General features: G+C 65.6%; 15 protein-coding genes. 6 read left to right on the top strand and 9 right to left on the bottom strand.

Features of this window, described 5'->3' with window-relative positions; genetic code table 11:
- Positions 1–4 precede the first annotated feature (4 nt).
- Positions 5–1,204: a GGDEF domain-containing phosphodiesterase gene (locus VGU00_RS03780; RefSeq protein WP_327465631.1), complete on the top strand. Its 1,200-nt coding sequence runs from the start codon at positions 5–7 to the stop codon at positions 1,202–1,204.
- On the opposite strand, the gene mfd is transcribed toward VGU00_RS03780, so the two are convergent.
- Together mfd and VGU00_RS03770 are read right to left on the bottom strand one after the other, a co-directional pair.
- The gene (mfd, locus tag VGU00_RS03775; protein ID WP_327465629.1) at positions 1,201–4,689 is read right to left on the bottom strand and encodes a transcription-repair coupling factor; all 3,489 of its coding nucleotides are present in this window, start codon (positions 4,687–4,689) and stop codon (positions 1,201–1,203) included. The two genes, VGU00_RS03780 and mfd, sit on opposite strands and share 4 nt — an antisense overlap.
- A 267-nt stretch (positions 4,690–4,956) precedes the next feature.
- On the bottom strand, positions 4,957–5,223 hold the full coding sequence (locus VGU00_RS03770; protein ID WP_327465627.1) for a succinate dehydrogenase assembly factor 2: 267 nt from the start codon (positions 5,221–5,223) through the stop codon (positions 4,957–4,959).
- 74 nt (positions 5,224–5,297) lie between these two features.
- Here VGU00_RS03770 and recG point away from each other — a divergent pair, with 74 nt between their 5' ends.
- A complete protein-coding gene (recG, locus tag VGU00_RS03765) occupies positions 5,298–7,364 on the top strand; it encodes an ATP-dependent DNA helicase RecG (protein ID WP_327465625.1) in 2,067 nt (688 codons plus the stop codon).
- 149 nt (positions 7,365–7,513) lie between these two features.
- On the opposite strand, the gene VGU00_RS03760 is transcribed toward recG, so the two are convergent.
- Positions 7,514–7,855 carry a PilZ domain-containing protein gene (locus tag VGU00_RS03760; RefSeq protein WP_327465623.1) on the bottom strand — a complete coding sequence of 114 codons (342 nt, stop codon included), beginning with the start codon at positions 7,853–7,855 and terminating at the stop codon, positions 7,514–7,516.
- Between the two features lie 74 nt (positions 7,856–7,929).
- Positions 7,930–9,156, bottom strand: a complete 1,227-nt coding sequence (gene tyrS / locus VGU00_RS03755; protein ID WP_327465621.1) for a tyrosine--tRNA ligase — start codon at positions 9,154–9,156, stop codon at positions 7,930–7,932.
- 56 nt (positions 9,157–9,212) lie between these two features.
- On the opposite strand from tyrS, the gene VGU00_RS03750 reads away from it, so the two are divergent.
- From VGU00_RS03750 to VGU00_RS03740, 3 genes are read left to right on the top strand one after another with little or no spacing between them, the layout of a single operon-like run.
- Positions 9,213–9,761, top strand: a complete 549-nt coding sequence (locus VGU00_RS03750) for a DOMON-like domain-containing protein (protein WP_327465619.1) — start codon at positions 9,213–9,215, stop codon at positions 9,759–9,761.
- Positions 9,762–9,763: 2 nt separating this feature from the next.
- Entirely contained in the window at positions 9,764–10,963 is a 1,200-nt protein-coding gene (locus VGU00_RS03745; protein WP_327465781.1) for a DUF1343 domain-containing protein, read from the top strand.
- 13 nt (positions 10,964–10,976) lie between these two features.
- The gene (locus tag VGU00_RS03740; RefSeq protein ID WP_327465617.1) at positions 10,977–12,221 is read left to right on the top strand and encodes a Xaa-Pro peptidase family protein; all 1,245 of its coding nucleotides are present in this window, start codon (positions 10,977–10,979) and stop codon (positions 12,219–12,221) included.
- Between the two features lie 6 nt (positions 12,222–12,227).
- Here VGU00_RS03740 and VGU00_RS03735 read toward each other — a convergent pair whose 3' ends face one another.
- The 5 genes from VGU00_RS03735 to VGU00_RS03715 form a co-directional block, all read right to left on the bottom strand.
- Positions 12,228–13,034 (bottom strand): lipid II flippase Amj family protein, encoded by an 807-nt coding sequence (locus VGU00_RS03735; RefSeq protein ID WP_327465615.1) that lies wholly within the window; start codon positions 13,032–13,034, stop codon positions 12,228–12,230.
- 58 nt (positions 13,035–13,092) lie between these two features.
- Positions 13,093–13,614 carry a hypothetical protein gene (locus tag VGU00_RS03730; protein ID WP_327465613.1) on the bottom strand — a complete coding sequence of 174 codons (522 nt, stop codon included), beginning with the start codon at positions 13,612–13,614 and terminating at the stop codon, positions 13,093–13,095.
- 15 nt (positions 13,615–13,629) lie between these two features.
- Positions 13,630–14,808: a VWA domain-containing protein gene (locus VGU00_RS03725; protein ID WP_327465610.1), complete on the bottom strand. Its 1,179-nt coding sequence runs from the start codon at positions 14,806–14,808 to the stop codon at positions 13,630–13,632.
- Between the two features lie 137 nt (positions 14,809–14,945).
- Positions 14,946–15,362 (bottom strand): DUF2141 domain-containing protein, encoded by a 417-nt coding sequence (locus VGU00_RS03720; RefSeq protein ID WP_327465608.1) that lies wholly within the window; start codon positions 15,360–15,362, stop codon positions 14,946–14,948.
- Positions 15,301–16,065, bottom strand: coding sequence for a sterol desaturase family protein (locus VGU00_RS03715; protein ID WP_327465606.1), 765 nt, complete (start codon positions 16,063–16,065; stop codon positions 15,301–15,303). The genes VGU00_RS03720 and VGU00_RS03715 overlap by 62 nt, the downstream gene beginning before the upstream one ends.
- Before the next feature lie 73 nt (positions 16,066–16,138).
- On the opposite strand from VGU00_RS03715, the gene crtY reads away from it, so the two are divergent.
- On the top strand, positions 16,139–17,296 hold the full coding sequence (gene crtY / locus VGU00_RS03710) for a lycopene beta-cyclase CrtY (RefSeq protein ID WP_327465604.1): 1,158 nt from the start codon (positions 16,139–16,141) through the stop codon (positions 17,294–17,296).
- The last annotated feature ends 7 nt before the right edge of the window (positions 17,297–17,303 follow it).

Raw genomic sequence — 17,303 nt, 5'->3', positions numbered from 1 at the left:
CGCCATGAATCGCCTGTCCGAGTCCCTTTCCGCCTGCGCCCGCAAACTCGAAACCATGCACATGCGTCACGATACCGACGCCGGCGTCATCCTGGTCCAGATCGACCAGATGGCGCGCATCAACAACAGCGCGGGAACCGCAACGGGCGATTCGGTGCTCGACGAAATCGGCCGCCGGCTCGAAAATTTCGCGAGCGACGAGTTCGGCCAGGGGTCGTGCGTCGACCGGCTCGACGGCCCGCGCTTCCTGATCGTTCCCGCGACGCCGATGTCGCTCGGCGCGTTGCGCGCGCAGGAGCGCGCGCTGCACGTCGCGCTCGCCGAACCGATCGTCGGCGACCCGAACGGCCGCCTGTCGATCCGTATCGCGGCGGCGCTCATCACGCGCGACGAATCGGTCGCCGAACAGCTGCGCGCCGCGTGCGACCAGCTGGCGCGGCCGGCATCGGCGCGTGACGGGGTGATGGTGCACGCCGCGCTGTCGCGGAACGAGGTCGTGATCCATTACCAGCCGCAATATGACGTCGCGACCGGAGAGATGACGGGGGTCGAGGCGCTGCTCCGCTGGCAGCATCCCGAACTCGGCCTGCTTGGCGCGGGGCCGCTGGTGACCGCGGCGCGTGCGGCGCGGCTCGAATGCGAGCTCACCGAACATGCACACCGCGTCGCGCTCGCCGAAATGGCGACCTGGCCGAAGGCGCTCGCGAAGCTGCGCGTCTCGCTCAACATCACCGCCGCCGATCTCGGCGATCCCGAATTCGCCGGGCGGTTCGCGGCGATGGCCAAGGCGGCAAAGGTCGACCCCGACCGGTTGACGCTCGAACTCACCGAGCAGGCGATGCTCAGCGATCCGGCGAGCGCGGCCGAACAGCTGGCGCAGATTCGCCGGCTCGGCTGTGCGATCGCGATCGACGATTTCGGGACCGGCTATTCCAGCCTGTCGCTGCTCGCGCGGCTCCCGATCGACTATCTCAAGATCGACAGCGGCTTTACCCGCACGATCGACGGCAGCGACCGCGACCGAATCGTCGTACGCGCGATCGTCGACCTGGCGCGCGCGCTGGGTTTGCTGGTGGTGGCCGAGGGAATCGAGAATGGGCGCCAGCTCGAACGGCTGTCCGAACTGGGCGTCGCAACCTGGCAAGGGTTCCTGAAGTCGGGCCCGGTGCCGTCGGATCAGCTGCCGGGGTTGATGGAAGCCTAGGCGACCTGCTTCGCGAGCTTCCCCAACCCCTTGGACAATTGCAGCGCACCGTTGAGCCGCGCGCCGGTGCTCACCCAGTCGCCGCTGATCGACAGCTTGTTGTCGGGACGAATGCGCGCACGGCCCTTCAGCCGCTCGACATAGGCAATCAGGCCGGGGACATTGGCGAACTGGTCGCCGTGGAAGCTGATCAGCGCGCCCTTCGTGCCGACGTCGAGCTTCGCGATGCCCGCCAGCTTCGCGTTCGCCTTGATCTCCATCAGCTGGATGAGGTTCGCGGTCTCGGGCGGCAGCGGGCCGAAACGGTCGATCATCTCGGCGGCAAAGGCGTCGAGCGCCGGGCGGTCGCCCGCCTCGTTGAGTCGGCGATAGAGCGCCATGCGCAGCGGCAGGTCGGGAACATAGTCCTCGGGGATCAGGATCGGTGCATCGACCGTGATCACCGGCGACAGCGCTTCGCGCGGCGGCGCGGCGCCCATGCCCTCGGCCTTGGCCACCAAAATGGCCTCCTCGAGCATCGACTGGTACAGCTCGAAGCCGACCTCGCGGATATGCCCCGATTGCTCGTCGCCGACGAGATTGCCCGCGCCGCGGATGTCGAGGTCGTGGCTCGCAAGCTGGAACCCCGCGCCCAGCGTGTCGAGATCGCCGAGCAGCTTGAGCCGCTTTTCGGCGGTATCGGTGATCGCGCCGCCTTCCATCGTCGTCAGGTAAGCATAAGCGCGCGTTTTCGACCGCCCGACACGCCCGCGGAGCTGGTAAAGCTGCGCAAGGCCGAAGCGGTCGGCGCGGTGGACGATCAGCGTGTTCGCGCTCGGGATATCGAGCCCGCTTTCGACGATGGTGGTCGAGACGAGCACGTCATATTTGCGGTCGTAGAAGGCGCTCATGCGCTCCTCGACCTCGCCCGGCGCCATCTGGCCGTGCGCGACGACATATTTGATCTCGGGAACCCGCGTGCGCAGGAATTCCTCGATATCCGGCAGGTCCTTGATCCGCGGGGTGACGAAGAAGCTCTGCCCGCCGCGATCGTGCTCGCGGAGCAGCGCCTCGCGGATCACCACCGGATCCCATGGCGCGACATAGGTGCGCACCGCGAGGCGGTCGACCGGCGGCGTCTGGATGACGCTGAGCTCGCGCAACCCCGACATCGCCATCTGCAGCGTGCGCGGGATCGGCGTCGCGGTCAGCGTCAGCACATGGACGTCGGTCTTGAGCTGCTTCAGCCGTTCCTTGTGGACGACGCCGAAACGCTGTTCCTCGTCGACGATCACAAGGCCCAGATTCTTGAACTCGACCGCTTTCGCGATGACGGCGTGCGTGCCGACGACGATATCGATCTGGCCGTTTGAAAGGCCGTCGCGCGTCTTTTGCGCTTCGCCCGCCGGAACGAGGCGCGACAGGCGCCCGATGTTGATCGGGAAGCCTTTGAAGCGTTCGACGAAATTGGTGTAATGCTGGCGCGCGAGCAAGGTCGTCGGCACGACGACCGCGACCTGCACTCCCGCCATCGCGGCGACGAACGCCGCGCGCAGCGCCACCTCGGTCTTGCCGAAGCCGACATCGCCGCAGACGAGCCGGTCCATCGGGCGACCCGACGCCATGTCGGCGAGCACATCGCCGATCGCGCGGTCCTGATCGTCGGTTTCCTGATAGGGGAAACGGTCGGCGAAGGCGGGATAGGCGGCATCCTGCGCGAGCAACTCGCCCGAACGCAGCGCGCGCTGCGCCGCGGTCGCGAGCAATTCGCCCGCGATCTCGCGGATGCGTTCCTTCATCCGCGCCTTGCGGCGCTGCCAGGCCTCGCCGCCGAGTTTGTCGAGGCCGACGCCGTCGCTCTCGCCGCCATAGCGCGAGAGGACATCGAGATTTTCGACGGGGACGTAGAGCTTGTCGCCGCCCGCGTAAGTGAGCGCGACGCAGTCGTGCGGGCTGCTTCCGACCGGGATCTGCGTCAGCCCCTCATAGCGGCCGATGCCATGGTCGAGATGGACGACAAGGTCGCCGACGCTGAGCGTCGCGAGTTCGGCGAGGAAGGCGTCGGCGCTCTTGCGGCGCTTCTGGCGACGGACGAGGCGCTCGCCGAGAATGTCCTGCTCGGTGAGCAGGCTGATCGCGTCGGAGGCAAAGCCATGGTCGAGCGGCAGGACGACCATCGCGGTCGCGCCGCCACTGTCGGCCGAGGCTGTGCCGAGCGCCTCCTGCCAGCTGTCGACGGGGGCGAGCGAGGTGACGCCATGGTCGCGGAGCAACCCCGACAGGCGCTCGCGCGCGCCGCCCGAATAGCTGGCGATGATTGTCTTGCGTCCCTTGCGGCGCTCATCGCTCAGGTGGTCGGCGACCTTCGTATAGACATTCTCGTCGGCGGTGCGTTCGGGCGTGAAATCGCGCGCGGCGAAGGTTTCGAGGTCGACGACCGTCGCTGCGGGCGGGACGTCGAAGGGCGTGACGACATGGATCGGGCGCTCTTTGGCTGCCCCGGCCCATTCGGCCTCGGTCAGATACAGCGTCTCGGGCGCGAGCGGACGATAGCTTCCCGGCGATTCGCGCTCGGCGGCGACACGGTTCGCATGATAATCGGCGATCGCGGCAAAGCGCGTCTCGGCGGTCGCCTCGGTGCGGTGGCCGCGCAGCACCGGGGTTGCGGGATCGATATGGTCGAACAGCGTCGCCAGCCGTTCCTCGAACAGCGGCAGCCAATGGTCCATTCCCGCCTGCCGGCGCCCGTCGCTGACCGCCTGATACAGCGGGTCGCCGGTCGCCTGCGCCCCGAACAGGTCGCGATAGCTGGAGCGGAAACGCTTGATCGTCGCCTCGTCGAGCAGGGTTTCGCTGGCGGGAAGCAACTGCAGCGCCTTTGCGGGGCCAAGGCTGCGCTGGTCGGCGGGGTCGAAGCGGCGAATGCTCTCGATCTCGTCGCCGAAGAAATCGACGCGCAGGCCATTTTCCTCGCCCGCCGGGAACAGGTCGAGAATGCCGCCGCGCACCGCGAACTCGCCCTGATCGGCAACCGTGTCGACGCGGCTAAAGCCGTTCGACACGAGCAGTTCGGCGAGCGCGTCGCGGTCGATCCGCTGCCCCGGGGCGAGCGTCGTCGCGAGCTGGCGGATGCGGAAGGGCGTGAGCGTGCGCTGCGTGATCGCGGCGACGGTGGTCAGGATCAGTTCGCCACGCTTCGGCGCGAGCTGCAATGCCGACAATGTGGCAAGCCGGTCGGCGCTGACGCGCATCGACGGTCCGGCGCGGTCATAGGGCAGGCAGTCCCACGCCGGGAAGCGGTGGACGATGAGGTCGGGCGCAAAGAAGGGCGCGGCGTCGGCGACCGACTGCATCGCGGCATCGTCGGTCGCGACATAGACGAGCCTTTTGTCGCTCGCGCGCGCCAGATCGGCGAGCAGCAGCGGCAGGAAACCGTCGGCCGCGCGCGAAATCGTCAGCGGCGCCGATGCCGATCCGATCGCGGCAAAAATGTCGGCGGCGGTCAAGGGTCAGAATCCATCAAATACACGTTCGAGGCGTCAAAATGGCGAAGATCTCGGGCCAAAGGACCCGCCGGGAACAGTGGTTCTGTTGCCAAGGGGACTTTGGCCCGAGATCGAAGCCATTTTGACGTCCCTTCGGGATTTGACCAATTTTGTCCATTGCTTCGTTGGCAAGCTGGGAAATATCGACATATTCCCTGCGCTGGCCGCCTCGCACTGAACAAAATTGCTTCAAACCTCGAGCGTGTATTTGATGGATTCTGACCCTGATCATGGGAGCGGGATATAGTCCAGCCGGCGCATCGCGGCGATCATGTCGGGACGGTCGAGATGCGCGGGCGGATTTCCAGTGCCGAGCGCCCACGCCATGATGTCGACGTCGTCTTCTTCGACGACCACCTCGTACCAGGCGATCTCTTCCTCGCTCCAGCCCGACGAATAGCGATCGAAAAAGCCGCCGATCATATAGTCGGCCTCGCGCGTGCCGCGATGCCAGGCACGGAATTTAAGGCGTTTGAGGCGGTCGGTGTGCGGCACGGGAAGAATCCTGACGGCCCATGCGGCCGGGAGTGGCGCACGGGAAACAATCTCTATAGTCAGCCCAGATAGTCATGCGACCCGAGATACTCAATCCGCTCTTTGCCGCGCTCACCGACCTGAAAGGCGTCGGGCCGCAGCTTGCCAAGCCGTTGACGCGGCTGGGGCTCGAGCGTGTCGTCGATGTGCTGTTCCATCTGCCGACGGGGCTCATCTCGCGCTTTCCGGTCGACCGGCTCGATCAGGCGCAGGCGGGCCAGACGATCATCGTCGAACTGACCGCGCAGGATTATCGGCCGGGCCGCAGCCCGCGCGCGCCTTTCGGGGTCGAGGCATTCGACGATGCCGGCGATCATGTCCGGCTCGTCTATTTCGGCCGCACCTCGGGGCTCGCGCGCAAGCTCTTCCCGCTGGGCGAGAAACGCCGCGTATCGGGCCGGCTCGACCTTTATGGCGACATGCGCCAGATCGTGCATCCCGACCATGTCGCCGAACCGGGCGACGAGGCGGGGATCGCCGAACATGAACCCGTCTATCCGCTGACCGAAGGCCTTACCAACGCGCGGCTGTCGCAGCTGGGGCAGATCGCGCTCGAACGGCGCCCCGAGCTGGCCGAGTGGATCGACGCGCCCTTGCTCGCGAGCCGCGGCTGGCCCGCGTGGAACGAGGCGATGGATCGCGCCCACGCCAGCCCGCGCGACGAGGCCGCGCGCGACCGGCTTGCCTATGACGAGATTTTCGCAAGTCAGGTCGCGCTCATGCTGATCCGCGAGGGGCTGCGGGCGCGCAAGGGCAGGGCGATTGTCGGCAACGGCCGGCTGACCGACGCGCTCCAGCTCCCGTTCGGGCTGACCGGCGCGCAGGAACGTGTCGGGCGCGAAATCGCGGGCGACATGGCGCAGGACAAGCCGATGCTGCGGATGCTGCAGGGCGATGTCGGATCGGGCAAGACGCTCGTCGCGCTGCGCGCGATGCTGGCGGCGGTCGAGGCGGGGACGCAGGCGGCGTTGCTCGCGCCGACCGAAATCCTCGCGCGCCAGCATCATGCGACGCTGCAACGCATGCTCGGCGGACTGCCGGTCAACCTCGCGATCCTTACCGGGCGTGACAAGGGCAAGGTCCGCGAATCGACGCTGATGGGGCTTGCCGACGGCAGCATCGACATCCTCGTCGGGACACACGCGATCTTCCAGCAGGCGGTAAATTACCGCGATCTGGCGCTGGTGGTCGTCGACGAACAGCATCGGTTCGGGGTGGCGCAGCGGCTGATGCTGACCGCGAAGGGCAACCGCCCGCCGCACCTGCTCGTGATGACCGCAACGCCGATCCCGCGCACGCTGCAACTCGCCAACCATGGCGAGATGGATGTGTCGCAGATCGACGAAATGCCGCCCGGGCGCACCCCGGTCGATACGCGCGTCATCTCGCTCGACCGGCTCGACGACGTCGTTGACTCGCTCGACCGCCATCTCGCGACCGGCGCGCAGGCCTATTGGGTCTGCCCGCTCGTCGCCGAGAGCGAAGGGAGCGAGCTCGCAGCGGCCGAGGATCGGGCGGCATTGCTGCGCGAGCGGCTGGGCGATGCGCGCGTCGGGCTCGTCCACGGCCGGATGAAGGGGCCCGAGAAGGACGAGGTCATGGCGCGCTTCCAGGCGGGCGAGATTGGCGTCCTCGTCGCAACGACGGTGATCGAGGTCGGGGTCGATGTGCCCGCCGCGAGCCTGATGATCGTCGAGCACGCCGAGAATTTCGGATTGGCGCAGCTCCACCAGCTGCGCGGCCGGGTCGGGCGCGGCGCGGCGAAGTCGGTGTGCCTGCTCTTGCGCTCGCAAAATCTGTCTGAAACCGCGCGCGAGCGGCTCGCGCTGATGCGCGACACCAGCGACGGCTTCGTGATCGCCGAAAAGGATCTCGAACTGCGCGGCGGCGGCGAATTGCTCGGGCTCAAACAATCGGGCGACGCCGACTACCGCCTCGCGACGCCCGAACAGCTCGTTCGCCTGCTGCCGGTCGCGCACGACGACGCGCGGCTGTTCGTCGAGCGCGATGGCGGGATGGAGGGCGCGCGGGCCGAAGCGGTGCGCCTCTGCCTCTATCTGTTCGAACGCGATGCGGCGGTGCCGTTATTGCGGAGCGGGTGACTTGCTCCCCTCCCGCTTGCGGGAGGGGTCGGGGGTGGGCCAGCACCCTCGCAGATGCCCACCCCGCTGCGAGTAGCGAGCAAGCTCGCAACTCTCACTGCCCCTCCCGCAGGCGGGAGGGGAAACCAGTTTGCTGGTAAAGCGCTGGCTTAGTTTACGTCGCCGCGTGCGCCCATGGCGCGGATCATCGGCAGATAATCCTCGACCGAGATCGACTTGTCGAACTGCACGCCGGTCTTGCCGCCGATCGACCAGACGACCTTGGCCGCGATGCGGCCGACGATCGGCATGCGGAACACGACGAGGTCGCCGATTTCCAGTCCGCGTTCGAAGCGCATCAACATGCCGTCGGCGCTGATGTTGACGCAGGTGCACATTTCCTGCCGTCCGTCGGGCATGACGAAGGGCAGACGGCAATAGACGTCGCTACGCGGAGCGATCCGCTGGTCGAGCCCGATATAATGGGCCTTGCTCGTGTCGATCTTGCGCATTTTCGTGGACCTTGTTGATTTGGCCATGACGATCCACCCGATTGCTGAAAAAGTCGTAAATGCGTTTGTGAGCGTTAACGGGTCACAAGGCCATGTTTTTTTGACCCGAGGCTGAGCGGAACGGGATCGGCGCCCGGCAGAATCCGGTGCTGCGGGTCGCGAACGACAGTGCCGTCGACCTTCACTGCGCCCTCTTCGAGCTTGCGGCGCGCTTCCTTGTTTGACGCCGCAAAGCCCAGTTCGCGCAGCGCATCGACGACGCTGATCCCATCGGCAGGGGCGACAGCGTGCGGAAGGTCGCCGCCGATCTGCCCCTTTTCAAAGGTTTGCGTCGCGGTCTCGGCGGCCGCCTTCGCGGCGTCCGCGCCGCGGCACATCGCCGTCGCCTCGTTCGCGAGGATCTTCTTCGCTTCGTTGACCTCGGCGCCCTCGAGCGCTTCCAATCGCGCGATCTCGTCCAGCGGCAGGTCGGTGAAGAGCTTCAGGAACTTGCCGACGTCGCGGTCGTCGCAGTTGCGCCAATATTGCCAATAGTCAAAATGGGACAGTTGCGCGGGATTGAGCCAGACCGCGCCGGCGGCGGTTTTGCCCATTTTGGCGCCGGCAGCGGTGGTCAGCAGCGGAGTCGTGAGGCCATAGAGGTCGGCGCCGTCCATCCGGCGGCCGAGCTCCATGCCGTTGACGATATTGCCCCACTGGTCCGACCCGCCCATCTGGAGCCGCACACCGCGTTCCTTCGACAGGTGACGGAAATCATAGCCCTGCAGGATCATGTAATTGAATTCGAGGAAGGTCATCGGCTGTTCGCGGTCGAGCCGCAACTTGACCGAATCGAAGGTCATCATGCGGTTGATCGTGAAATGCGTGCCGACTTCCTGCAGCAGCTCGATATAGCCGAGCTGGCCCAGCCAGTCCTGATTGTCGACCATCACCGCATCGGTCGGGCCGTCGCCGAAGTGCAGGAACTGCTGGAATATGCTGAAGATCGACGCGATGTTCGCGGCGATCGTCTCGTCCGACAGCATCTTGCGGCTCTCGTCGCGCCCCGTGGGGTCGCCGATCCGCGTCGTTCCGCCGCCCATCAGCACGACGGGCTTGTGCCCCGTCTGTTGCAGGCGGCGCAGCATCATGATCTGGACGAGGCTGCCGACATGCAGGCTGGGCGCGGTCGCGTCGAAGCCGATATATCCCGGGACGACCTGTTTGGCGGCGAGCGCATCGAGCCCTTCCGCGTCGGTCGTCTGGTGGATATAGCCTCGCTCGTCGAGGAGGCGTAGCAGGTCGGATTTGTAACTGGTCATAGCGGGTCTCTTTTAAGGCGGGGGGCGCTTAGCATGGGGTTTGATATTTGGATAGCATGCGCAGGGAACTGATCTGTCACCCCGACACGCCGGGCAAGGCGGTGCGAGCGGTCGCGGTCGAAATAGCCCTGTCGTTCGATGACGGCTTTGCCCTGCGCTTCATCGTCGACGGCGCGATCGGTGCGCTGGTGCTGCCCGACGGGCAGGGCGAACTCGTGATCGCCGACAGTGCGACCGACGGGCTTTGGGAAAGCACCTGCTTCGAAGCCTTCCTGACCGAGGAGGGCGAACCCGACTATACCGAGTTCAACTATTCGCCCGACGGCCGCTGGGCCTGTTACCAGTTCGACGATTATCGTTCGTTGCTGCGCACCGACGATCTCGCGCCATGGGAAATGGCAGCGGAGAAGGGCGAGCAAAGCTATGCGCTGCGCGTCGAGCCCGGTATCTTTCCCGACAATGGCGCGCGGCTCGCGCTGTCGGCGGTGATCGAGGAACTCGACGGCACCAAAAGCTATTGGGCGCTCGCGCATCCGCCGGGCAAGCCCGACTTCCATCATCCCGATTGCTTTGCGCTCACGCTTGGGGCACCCGACGCGGCATGACAGTGAACTTCGGTATCGACCGCCTGCTCGCCGACCCGGCGCTTCGCAAACCGCTCGAAGGCCAGCGCGTCGCGCTGCTCGCGCACCCCGCCTCGGTCACCGCCGACCTGACGCACAGCCTCGACGCGCTCGTCGCGGCAGGTCTCGACATCACCGCGGTGTTCGGACCGCAGCATGGCGTCCGCGGCGACCTGCAGGACAATATGATGGAGTCGCCCGACTTCACCGATCCGACCTATGGCATGCCGGTGTTCAGCCTCTATGGCGAGGTCCGCCGTCCGTCGGGCCAGTCGATGCACACGTTCGACGTGATGCTCGTCGACCTGCAGGACCTCGGCTGCCGCATCTACACCTATGTGACGACCCTGCTCTACATCCTCGAAGCCGCGGCGCAGCACGGCAAGGCGGTGTGGGTGCTCGATCGGCCCAATCCTGCCGGCCGTCCGGTGGAAGGCACGCGGCTGCTGCCCGGCTGGGAAAGCTTCGTCGGCGCGGGGCCGATGGTGATGCGCCATGGCCTCACGATGGGCGAAATGGGGCATTGGTTCGTCCGCCACTTCAATCTCGACGTCGATTACCGCGTCGTCGGCATGGAAGGCTGGGAGCCCAAAGGTGCCGGGTTCGGCTGGCCCGAAGGCCGCGTGTGGATCAATCCCAGCCCGAATGCGGCGAACGTCAACATGGCGCGCGCCTACGCCGGCACGGTGATGGTCGAAGGCGCGACGCTCAGCGAGGGCCGGGGCACGACGCGCCCGCTCGAGCTGTTCGGCGCGCCCGATATCGACGCGAAGGCGGTGATCGACGAGATGCAGCGCCTCGCGCCGCAATGGCTCGGCGGGTGCAAGCTGCGCGACATCTGGTTCCAGCCGACCTTCCACAAACATGTCGGCGAGCTCAACAGCGGCGTCCATATCCACGCCGACGGCCCTTGGTACGACGACGCGGCGTTCCAGCCCTGGCGCCTGCAGGCGCTGGGTTTCAAGGCGGTCCGCAGCCTCTATCCGGACTATCCGATCTGGCGCGGCAAGGATTTCAAATATGAATATACCGACGATGTGCTCGCGATCGATGTGATCAACGGCGGCCCGGGCCTGCGCTTGTGGGTCGACGACGCGAACGCGGCGGCGGGCGATCTCGATGCGCTGGCGCTGCCCGACGAGGCGGGGTGGCGCGAGGAGATCGCGGATTTGCTGATTTACTGACGGGGGAAATAAGATGCAGCGACGGCAATTTCTCGGCACGGCGGCACTCGGCGGCCTGGCAGCAACTTTGCCTGTCCCGGCGTTTGCGGCCGACACGGCAGGGCTCCCCAACCTCGCGGCAAAGGCAGTCCCGATCGGCAAGGCCGAGCGCATGGCGCGGATCGCCAAGGCGAAGGAACTGATGCGCGCGAACGATATCGGTGCGTTGCTGATCGAGCCCGGATCGAGCCTCATCTATTTCACCGGCGTGCGCTGGTCGCGGAGCGAGCGGCTGACCGCGGCGGTGCTGACCCGCGAGGGCGAGTTTGCGGTCGTCACGCCCTTTTTCGAGGAGCCGTCGGTGCGCGAGAGCCTCGCGGTCGATGCCGAAGTGCTGACCTGGAACGAGGACGAAAACCCGCTGGCCGCCGTGGCGGCATGGCTCGGCAAGCGCGGGCTGGCCAAGGGCCGTATCGGGGTCGAGGAAACGGTGCGCTATTTCGCCGTCGACGGGCTCGAGAAAGCGATGCCGGGGATCACCGTCGTCAACGGTGCGCCGGTGGTGCGGGGGTGCCGGATGTACAAATCGGCGGCCGAGATCGCGCTCATGCAGATCGCGTCCGACATCACGATCGCCGCCTATCGCCACACCGCGCCGCGCGTCGAAGCGGGGATGACCCCGGCCGACATCGGCGCGATCATGCGCGGCGCGACCGAGGCGCTCGGCGGTCGGGGCGGCTTCGAACTGATCCTGCTCGGCGAAGCGAGCGCTTATCCGCACGGGAGCGGCAAGCCGCAGATGGTGCGCGACGGCGAGGTCGTGCTGATGGACTGCGGCACGACGGTTGAGGGCTATCAGTCCGACATCTCGCGGACGTTCGTCTTCGGCAAGGCCAGCGCGCGCCAGCGGCAGGTGTGGGATCAGATGCGCAAGGGGCAGGATGTCGCCTTCGCGGCGGCGAAGCTCGGCACCCCCGCGGGCAAGGTCGATGACGCGGTGCGCGCTTATTATGAAAGCCTCGGCTGGGGCCCCGACTACAAGCTGCCCGGCACCTCGCACCGCACCGGGCACGGCATCGGGCTCGACGGGCACGAACCGGTCAACCTCGTGCGCGGCGAGGCGACGAAGCTCGCACCGGGCATGTGTTTTTCGAACGAGCCCGGCATCTACATCCCCGGCGAATTCGGCATCAGGCTCGAGGATTGTTTCTACATGACCGACAGCGGTCCCAAGTGGTTCAGCGAGCCGCCGCCGTCGATCGACAAGCCGCTCGGCTGATCCCCGTCATACATAGACGGCGACGTACGCAATCAATGCGGCGGCGGGCAGCAGGAGCGCCTGCGCGAGGACCGTACCGGCAAGACGGCTCAGCGAAATGAAGGTGATCGCGCGGCGGAAATCGGCCTCGTCGACTTTCCCCTCGACCGCGTCGTCGGTCATCACCGACAATTGCGGGTCGATGAAGGCGAAGAGCAGGATCGTCGCAAAACCGTTGATCAGTGCCGAGAGCTGCGACGCGGTAACGCGAAACTCGGGCGCGAGATAGCCGGCATAGAGCGAGGCGACGACCCCGACGGCGAGCAAGGATTGCGCAAGACAGTTCGCGATCAGCACGCCCCAGCCAATCCCCTTCGGCATCTTCCAGCTTTTTAGATGCGAAAGGCTCGGGAACGTTAGCGACCGGCCCAAGGTCCTGAGACCGCTCGGGCTGGCAGCCTTGATTGCGAGTTTCGTCGTCGAGCGGTTGTTCTGGTACCAGCCGATTGCGGCCGCGAACATGCGCTGCCCGGTCGGGACCAGCAGGATGCCGATCAGCGTGGCGACGCTGGCAGCTGCGAGGACCATCTGCATGTCGAAGAAAAGCTGCCCGCCGCTGCCGTCGTGGATGCGCGTCTCGATCCGCTTGGCAAGGAAGGGGCCAAGGAAGCTGTTCGAGGTACGTGAAAAGAGCACGAGGATGTTGAACAGCGCGAACGACATCGCGATGCGACGCGTGCGGACGCCGGCGATGCGTGCAGCATAGGCGAGCGCACCGATCAGGTTGATGAAGCCGGTTAGCAACAGGATGGTGACGAGGGGGAGGTCGATCATGGGATCGTCATGGCCGTTTGACGGCGCGCGCGCCAGCCCGGTTCGGCAGGATCAGGACCTAATCGAGTTGCAATCGGGCGATCTTCGACGCTTCGATCAACGCATCGACCACCTTCTGCAGCCATTTGGGAAGCTTTTCGATGATTTTCGGAATGCTCTCCCCGATCACTTCGCCGGTTTCCAAACTGCTTTTGTCGGGCATCTGGAACGAGGAGACAGGTGGCATATCGTTCCACAAGGCCGCAAATTCATCATTGTCGGTTAGCGGGGCGAGTCCCGCGGGATAAATATCGTCGACCAGATGGCGAAAGGCCTGGCAATAAGCCGCCATTTCGCACGCGAGAAACCAGTGCGAAAGAATCTCGTCCGGGGTCGGGGTTTCGATCTCGAGCGCAGCGCATTGTTCGTCGAGGGGTTTCAGCATCCCGCCGAGACTGGCGCTCAGCCATTCGATACCGCCTTCGTCGGCAAGCGTGACGGTTGCAGCGGCGTGGGTTACGCAAAATTGCCGGACGGCGGAGGCCATGAGCGGACCGGTGGGCGCCGAAGGCGCGACGGGCATCGTCAAGGTCGTGGGCACCCGAGGTGTCTCCCCTTAATGTTTTCGCGTCAACTCGCGCATCGCATCGTCGAGCCCCGCGAGCGTCAGCGGATACATGCGGTCGTTCATCAGCTGTTTGATCAGCTTGACCGACTGGGTGTAGCCCCAATGCGCCTCGGGCACCGGGTTGAGCCATACCGCGGCGGGATAGACATGGGTGATGCGCTGCATCCACACCGCGCCCGATTCCTCGTTGAAATGCTCGACGCTGCCGCCCGGATGGGTGATTTCATAGGCGCTCATCGACGCGTCGCCGACGAAGATCACCTTATAATCATGGCCATATTTGTGGAGTATATCCCACATCTGGTGGCGTTCGGACCAGCGGCGCTTATTGTCCTTCCACACTCCTTCGTACGGGCAATTGTGGAAATAGAAGAATTCGAGATTCTTGAACTCGGTCGTCGCGGCGCTGAACAATTCTTCGCAAAGTTTGATGAAGGGATCCATCGAGCCGCCGACATCGAGGAACAGCAGCAGTTTGACCGCATTGCGGCGTTCGGGGCGCATCTTGATGTCGAGCCAGCCTTGCCGCGCGGTGCCGTCGATCGTGCCCGGGATGTCGAGCTCGTCCGCGGCGCCCTCGCGCGCGAATTTGCGCAGACGGCGGAGCGCGATCTTGATGTTGCGGGTGCCGAGTTCCTTGGTGTTGTCGAGATTCTGGAACTCGCGCTTTTCCCAGACCTTCAACGCGCGCTTGTGCTTGCTCTCGCCGCCGATCCGCACGCCCTCGGGATTGTAGCCCGAATTGCCGAAGGGACTGGTGCCGCCGGTGCCGATCCACTTGTTGCCGCCCTCGTGGCGTTTCTGCTGTTCCTCGAGCCGCTCCTTCAGCGTCTCCATGATCTTGTCCCAGTCGCCGAGCGATTCGATCGCCGCCATTTCCTCGGGCGTCAGGAATTTCTCGGCGACCGCCTTCAGCCAGTCGGCGGGGACATCGACGGGGTTTTGCCCGTAATCGGAGATGATGCCCTTGAAGACCTTGTTGAACACCTGGTCGAAGCGGTCGAGCAGCCCTTCGTCCTTCACATAGATGGCGCGCGACAGATAATAGAATTGCTCGGGGCTGCGATCGATGACCTCGCGGTCGAGCGCCTCCAGCAGCATCAGATGCTCTTTCAGGCTGGCGGGAATGCCCGCGGCGCGAAGCTCGTCGAGAAAGCCGAAAAACATGCCCGCAGGCGTATCGCGTTCGCACGCCGCACGCAAACACTTTACGTGAACGTAAAGCAGTGTGCCCTGCGCTGTGGCAAAGGAGGCTCGACCAGGGCCAGGGTCAGGACCGCAAAAGCCAATGCCGCGCGGCTGCCCTACAACATATATTTCATCTTGATCGACTGGCGCATGTCACCCGTCACAGCGAAGCTTGCCGACTTGAACTTCGGTGGGCCGACGGTGATCGTGGGGTTGCGCGAAAAGCCGAAGCCTTCCTTCGGCAGGAAGATCGCGACGTCCATCTTGTTGTTGCTGTTTTCGTCGTGGACGACCGCGATCGCATAGGTGCCGGTGGCGGGCACATGGACGGCGAAATCGCCGGCGTCGGCCGCCTTCACGGCCATACGGACCGACGATTTATCCTTGCTGCAGTCGGGGAACGCCTTGGGGTTGGTCGTCAGGCAGACGAGTATCTGTCCCTTTGCATTGCGCAGCCCGGTGATGCTGACCTCAACCGTCGGAGCGGGTGTCGGCGGGACGCTTGCCGCGGCCAGCAGCGGCAAAAGAGCCAAGCCCGATATCCGTGCCGCATGCCTTGTCCCAGAAACGGAAATAGAGCCCATAATTCCCCCGGTAGGCCGCGTGATGCGCCTGATGATGCGTCGCGGTTATCAGCCATCGCCCCGCGGGTCCATGAACAAGCGCGCGCGGGAACATCTCCCACCCCATATGATTGCCGACGCCCATCAATGTCATGATAGCCAGCACGGCGCCCAGCATGGCGACATGGATCGGAACGATGAAGACAAGCGCCGGAATGACGATGGCGCCGGTGAGGGCCTCGACCGGATGGAAACTCATCGCGGCCCAGGCGGTCGGCGGTCGGCTGTCATGATGAACGCTGTGCGCCAGCCGGAACCAGCGCGGCCGGTGCATCCAGCGATGCGTCCAGTAAAACCATGTGTCGTGGATCAGCAGGTAGGCGAAGAGGCTGAGCGGCAGATACCAGAGCGGGAAGGCGTGGGCGTCGGTATAGATGCGGGTCCAGCCATGCGCCTGCCAGCCCCACGCAACCACACCCGCCGGAACGCCGTAAATGGCGGCGCTCGCGAGGCTCCAGCCGATCTCGCGTTTCATCTGCGGTTCGAGCCCGCGGTAGAGGCCGGGGTGCTTCAGCCGCGTCGCGAATGCAAAGGCGCCGCTGGTGATCAGATAGCGCACCCCGACGATCGCCGTCATCGCAAGCGCGGAGAAGAGGATCGCCCAGCCGGTCATCGGACAAGGCTAGTCGCTCGCCGCCGCGTTGCAATGGCTTTGCGCGGACGCCGCGGGCGGCTAGGGCAGGGCTATGGTGGGGCAGAGTAACGATAGATGCGATATCGCGATCGTCGGCGGCGGGCTCGCCGGCGGGCTCGCTGCGCTTGCCCTTGCGTCGAAGCGCCCCGACCTCGACGTTCGGCTGATCGAGCCGGGGCCGGTCGGCGGCAACCATATCTGGTCCTTCTTCGACAGCGATATAGCGAAAAAGGACCGCTGGCTCGTCGCGCCGCTCGTCCGCCATCACTGGCCGCGCTACGACGCCCGCTTTCCCGCATATGCGCGCACGCTGCGCATGGGGTACAAGAGCATCACGGGCGAGGCGCTGGCAGAGGCGGTCGCTGCGGCGCTGCCCGAAGACCATGTCATCGCCGACCGGGCAAAACATGTCGCGCCCGATCATGTCCTGCTGTCGCGCGGCGGGCGCCTGTCGGCAAAGCATGTCATCGACGCGCGCGGTGCGGGCAAATTTCCGACGCTCGACTGCGGCTGGCAGAAGTTCGTTGGGCAGGCGCTGACAGTGAAGGGCGGCCATGGTGTCGAGCAGCCCGTCGTGATGGACGCGACCGTCGAACAATTGGACGGCTATCGTTTCGTCTATCTGCTGCCCTTCGATGCCGAGACGATCTTTGTCGAGGACACCTATTACAGCGACGACGCCGATCTCGACGTGCCGCTCGTCCGCGAGCGCATCGCCGCCTATGCCGCGACGCAGGGGTGGGACGTGGCGACAACGGGCCGCGAGGAAACGGGCGTGCTCGCGGTGATGATCGCGGGCGATTTCGACCGGCTGTGGCCCGCGTCGGATCGCACCGCACGGATCGGCGCACGCGCCGGCGCCTTTCACGCGACCACGGGCTATTCCTTGCCCGATGCGGTACGCACCGCGGCCGCCTTGCCGGCGCAGGTCAGCAATCCCGACCTTCCCGAACGGCTCCGCAATCGTGCCGCGGCGTCGTGGCGGCGTCAGCGTTTCTATCGCATGCTCGGCGCGATGCTGTTCCGCGCCGCCGATCCGGGCGAGCGCTTCCGTATCTTCCAGCGCTTCTATCGCCTCGCGCCCGGCCTCATCGCGCGCTTCTACGCGGGGCGATCGTCGGCGACCGACAAGCTGCGCATCCTGTCGGGCAGGCCGCCGGTGCCGGTCGGCCGCGCGCTCGCCGCGCTGCGCCGTTTCGACTGGAAATGAGCCGCCC

The organism is Sphingopyxis sp. (genome assembly GCF_035944815.1).
Taxonomy (GTDB): Bacteria; Pseudomonadota; Alphaproteobacteria; order Sphingomonadales; family Sphingomonadaceae; genus Sphingopyxis.
Note: the sequence above shows the minus strand (reverse complement) of the source record. Positions and strands in the feature narration are given on the sequence as shown.